The following is a 4,527-nucleotide window of genomic DNA, read 5'->3' as shown; positions in this document are numbered from 1 at the left end:
CTTCACTACAGCGGGGCGCGCAAGGCGATGGCGGCGTACCGCCGGTCGCAGTCGGGCGGACGGCGCATCCTCATCGTGAGCTACCACCGCGTGGTGAGCGACTTCACGGGGGAACTGCAGCGCTCCATCCCGGGCCTGCTGATCTCCCAGGAGACCTTCCGCCGGCACCTGGAAGAGGCGCACGCGGCGGGCTTCGACCTGGCGAGCCTGGGCGACGCGGTGGACGTGATGGCGGGCCGCCGCACGGCGAAGAAGGACCTGTTCGTGGTGACCTTCGACGACGGCTACCGCGACGTCTACCGGTACGCCTACCCGGTGCTCAAGCAGATGGGCGTGCCGGCCATCACCTACCTGCCCACGGCCTTCATCAACACCGACAAGCGCTTCAACCACGACCGCCTCTTCCACCTGCTGCGCAAGGTGCAGGACCGCCGCTTCCGGCCCGACTTCGACACGATGCCTGGCCCGTCGGTGCAGTTGCTGGGGCCCATCCTCTCCGGCCACAAGACGGTGTCCGCGGCGCTGGACGACTTCATCGGTGAGCACCCCACGCGGGTCCTCACCGGCATCATCGACAGCCTGGAGCAGCAGCTGGGCGGCGGGGCGGACCTCGTTCCCGAACAGGGCGACGTGATGAACTGGGACGAGGTGCGCCGCATGGCGCGCGACGGCTTCGAGTTCGGCGCGCACACGCTGGGTCACACGGTGCTGACGCAGGAGCCCACCGCGGTGGTGGAGCATGAAATCGTGGAGTCCAAGCGCACCATCGAGCGCGAGGTGGGCGTCCAGGTGCAGGACTTCGCGTACTGCAACGGCTGGTACTCGGATGAGATCATCCGGATCCTGCGCGAGAACGGCTTCCGCTCGGGGGTCACCACGGAGGACCTGCCCAACCGCGTGGGCGGGGACCCGTTCGCCCTCAAGCGCAAGGTGATGTGGGAGAACTTCAGCCTGGGGATGATGGGGGACTACTCGTCGGCGCTGACGGTGTGCCAGTTCGACGACTGCTTCGGCGTGCTGGGCATGAGCCACCCGGTGCTGGGCCACCGGCAGCACGTGCTGTCTCCGGCGACGGACGCCAACCAGGTGGTCATCCAGGACATTGTCGTCCGGGCGGCAACGCTGTCGAAGGTGACGCCGGTGGAAGTCGTGCAGGTGACAGAGCCCGACTTCGCGACGGACGTGGGGGTTGGCGCGGCAGTGAACAGTCCCCAGGTGGTGCTGGCGGCGGACGCGGCCCTGGTTCAGGAGGCGGCGCAGCCGGAGGAGCTCCAGTGAGTGCATCACCCAAGCCGGCCGTGTCCCCGTCGTTCCTGGGGCGCGCCGGCCCGTTGGTCCTGGCCCGGCTCTTCACCGCCGGGCTGACGCTGTCCATTCCGCTCGTGCTCGCCCGGGTGCTTCGCCTGGACGAGTACGGCACGTACTACCAGCTGTTCCTCATCGCCACGACGCTCTCCTACGTGCTGCCCTTCGGCGTGGCGCAGAGCCTCTACTACTTCCTGCCCCGCGCGGAGGCGAAGCGGCCCTACCTGGGCCACGCGCTGCTCTTCGTGACGGGCGCGGGGCTCGTGGCGGCGGCGCTGGTGTGGGCCTTCCTGGGCCACGTGGCGGCCTACTTCAACAACCCGGCGCTGATGGAGTACCGCGCGTCGCTCGCCCTCTACACGGCGTTCTTCCTGGGCAGCTATCCGCTGGAGATCTCCCTCACCAGTCAGGGGAAGACGAAGGCGTCCGCGGTGGTGTACCTGGTGTCGGACGCGGTGCGCGCGGGCGTGATGGTGGTGCCGCCGCTCTTGGGCTTCTCGCTGCACGGGATGATGATCGCGGTGGCCGCGTTCGCGGGGCTCCGCTACGCGGCGACGTGGCTGGTGTCGCTGCGCGGCGCCCAGGGTCCGCTGGTGGACCGGAAGCTGTTCCGCGAGCAGCTGCTGTATTCGGCCCCGTTCGGCGCGGCGATGTGCCTGGCCATCCCGCAGCAGAACGCGCACCTGTATGCGGTGGCGGGCGTGGTGGCCCCCGCGGTGTACGCGCTCTACCGGGTGGGCTGCTTCCAGCTGCCGGTGGTGGACCTGCTCTACACGCCCACGAGCGAGGTGCTGATGGTGCGCCTGGGCGAATTGGAGCGTGAGGGCCGGCTGGAAGAGGGCGTGGACGCGTTCCGGGAGGCGGCCGGGAAGCTGGCGTACGTGTTCCTGCCCTTCGCGGCGTTCCTCTTCGCGGCGGCGCCGGAGTTCGTGGGGGCGATGTTCGGCCAGAAGTTCCTGCCCGCGGTCCCCATCTTCCGGGTGAGCGTGCTGGGTGTGGTGCTGTCCATCCTGCCCATGGATGGCACGCTGCGGGCCCGGGGGCTCACGCGCGCCATCTTCGCCTCGTACCTGGTGAAGGCGGTGGTGACGGTGCCGCTCCTGTGGTTCGGGGTGAAGCACTTCGGCATGGTGGGCGGCATCGGTTCCTGGGCGCTGGCGGAGGTCGTGGGCAAGGGCATGCTGCTGTCCCGCGTGCCCGCGGCGCTGTCCACGCCGCAGCGGAAGCTGGGCCTCAAGGACGTCATTCCGTGGCGGGAGCTGGGCCAGGCGTCGCTGGCGGCGGTGGCGGCGGGGGGGAGCATCTTCCTGCTGCGCTCGGGCGCGCACGACGCGTGGATGAACCTGCCCGCGGGCTTCCTGTGGCGCGTGCTGCCGCTGGCGGTGGCGGGGCTGCTCTTCGTCGTCGGGTACGTGGTGGGCCTGTACGCGCAGGGCGTGCGTCCCCTGAGTGCCTTGCAGTCCCTGAGGCCCCGCCGGGCGGTGTGAACGTTGTCCGCAATCAGACGCGTGGGGAGGACTTCCCTGTCCACGCGTGGGTACCTAGTTTCCGCGGCACGAAGTACGGGCGAGGGCGAGGGAGAGGCGTGATGGGATTCGACGCGATGACGTTGTACCGGATGGCGCATGGGCTTCGGATGCGCGGTGTTCCGCTGCTGCCGGCCGTGCTGCGCAAGGCCATCTACTACCTGCACAGCTCGTACATCCCCGAGGACGCCGAGCTGGGCGAGGGGACGCAGCTGGGCTACGGCGGCATCGGCGTGGTCATCCACAAGGCGGCGAAGGTGGGCCGTCACGTGCTCATCTCCCAGCAGGTGACCATTGGCGGCCGCTCCGGCATTGAAGGCGCGCCGGTGATTGGCGACTACGTGCGCATCGGCGCCGGGGCCAAGGTGCTGGGCAACATCCACGTGGGCGACTTCGCGGTGATTGGCGCCAACGCGGTGGTGGTGAAGGACGTGCCCGCGGGCGCGGTGGTGGCGGGCGTGCCCGCGAAGGTGATCCGCCAGGATCCGGATCCGCTGACCACGTACCAGCGCGAGATGGGCCTCTTGCCCGCGCGCCCGGCGACGAAGCTCACCCAGGTTCCCCGGCCCGCGGCGCAGGCCTCGGCCCGCTAGGCCGTCTTCAGGACAAGAGGAGCTTGCCCATGCGCGTGCTGCTCGTCGGAGACTACCCGCCGCCCTACGGGGGCGTGGCCATTCACGTCCGACAACTCCATCAATTTCTTCGCGGCCGTGGGGTCGAAGCGAAGGTGCTCGATATCGGGAAGGGTGGCCGGCCGGCTCCGGACGTCCTCCCCGTGCAAGGCGCCGCTGCGTTCGGCCTGCGGCTCGCGGGATTCACCTCCGCGGGTTGGACCGTCCACCTGCACACCAGTGGCAACAACCCGAAGGCGTGGATGCTGGCGGCGCTGGTGGGCAGCATGCCCGGGCCCCGCTCGCCGCGCGTCATCACGCTGCACTCGGGGCTCATCCCCGACTACCTGGCGGCGTCCCAGGCCCGGCGGGTCTTCGCCCGCACGGCGCTCGCGGGCTATGCGCGGGTGGTGGCCGTGTCTCCGGCGGTGCGCGACGCGGTGGTCGCGTGCGGCGTGCCGGCGCGGAAGGTGCTCGTGCTTCCGGCCTTCTGTGGGTCGCAGGTGCAGCCCGGTCCGGTGACGCCGGAAGTGGAGGCCGCGCGAGCGCGCCGGCAGCCGCTCCTGACGATGGCGCACCACCCTTCGCCCGTGTACGGGCGCAAGCAGATGTTCCGGGCGCTGAAGCTGATTGCCCAGGCGCATCCCCACGTCGGCCTGGCGCTGTTCGGCCCGGGCACGCGCTCCGAGGAGTTCGTCCGCGACGCCCGCGAGCTGGGGGTGGCGGGGCTCTTGGAGGACCTGGGCGAACTGGAGCATGCGAACGCGCTGGGGCTGCTGTCCCGGAGCGACGTCTTCCTCCGGCCCACCACGCACGACGGGGACTCGCTCTCCGTGCGCGAGGCGCTGGCGCTGGGCGTGCCCTGCGTGGCGAGCGACGTGTGCGCGCGCCCGGAGGGGACGCGGCTGTTCAAGGCCGGGGACGCGCACGCGCTGGCGGCGGCGGTGAGCGAGGCGCTGAAGGCGGGCCCCGCGACGGTGCGGGCTCCGGATGCGGGACCGGTGCTGCTGGACGTGTACGCGGAGTTGATGCCGTCAGGCATGGCGGGTGCAGGAACGGTGAAGGCGGCGTGACGGGGTGGGTGG

The 4,527-nt window shown here is 70.6% G+C and carries 4 protein-coding genes; all 4 read left to right on the top strand.

Going from position 1 to position 4,527, the window contains the following annotated elements:
* Positions 1-27: 27 nt before the first annotated feature.
* The 4 genes from exoL (at position 28) to D7V97_RS40435 (ending at position 4,515) form a co-directional block, all read left to right on the top strand.
* Complete coding sequence (gene exoL / locus D7V97_RS40450; RefSeq protein WP_120615898.1) at positions 28-1,278, top strand: spore coat polysaccharide deacetylase ExoL; 1,251 nt, start codon at positions 28-30, stop codon at positions 1,276-1,278.
* Positions 1,275-2,792 (top strand): spore coat polysaccharide flippase ExoM, encoded by a 1,518-nt coding sequence (gene exoM / locus D7V97_RS40445; RefSeq protein ID WP_120615897.1) that lies wholly within the window; start codon positions 1,275-1,277, stop codon positions 2,790-2,792. The genes exoL and exoM overlap by 4 nt, the downstream gene beginning before the upstream one ends.
* Before the next feature lie 101 nt (positions 2,793-2,893).
* Positions 2,894-3,424, top strand: coding sequence for a serine O-acetyltransferase (locus D7V97_RS40440; RefSeq protein WP_120615896.1), 531 nt, complete (start codon positions 2,894-2,896; stop codon positions 3,422-3,424).
* Positions 3,425-3,453: 29 nt separating this feature from the next.
* On the top strand, positions 3,454-4,515 hold the full coding sequence (locus D7V97_RS40435; RefSeq protein ID WP_120615895.1) for a glycosyltransferase family 4 protein: 1,062 nt from the start codon (positions 3,454-3,456) through the stop codon (positions 4,513-4,515).
* Positions 4,516-4,527 lie beyond the last annotated feature (12 nt).

This window comes from Corallococcus sp. CA053C (assembly GCF_003611675.1).
Taxonomy (GTDB): Bacteria; Myxococcota; Myxococcia; order Myxococcales; family Myxococcaceae; genus Corallococcus.
This window is presented reverse-complemented; position numbering and strand designations above follow the sequence as displayed.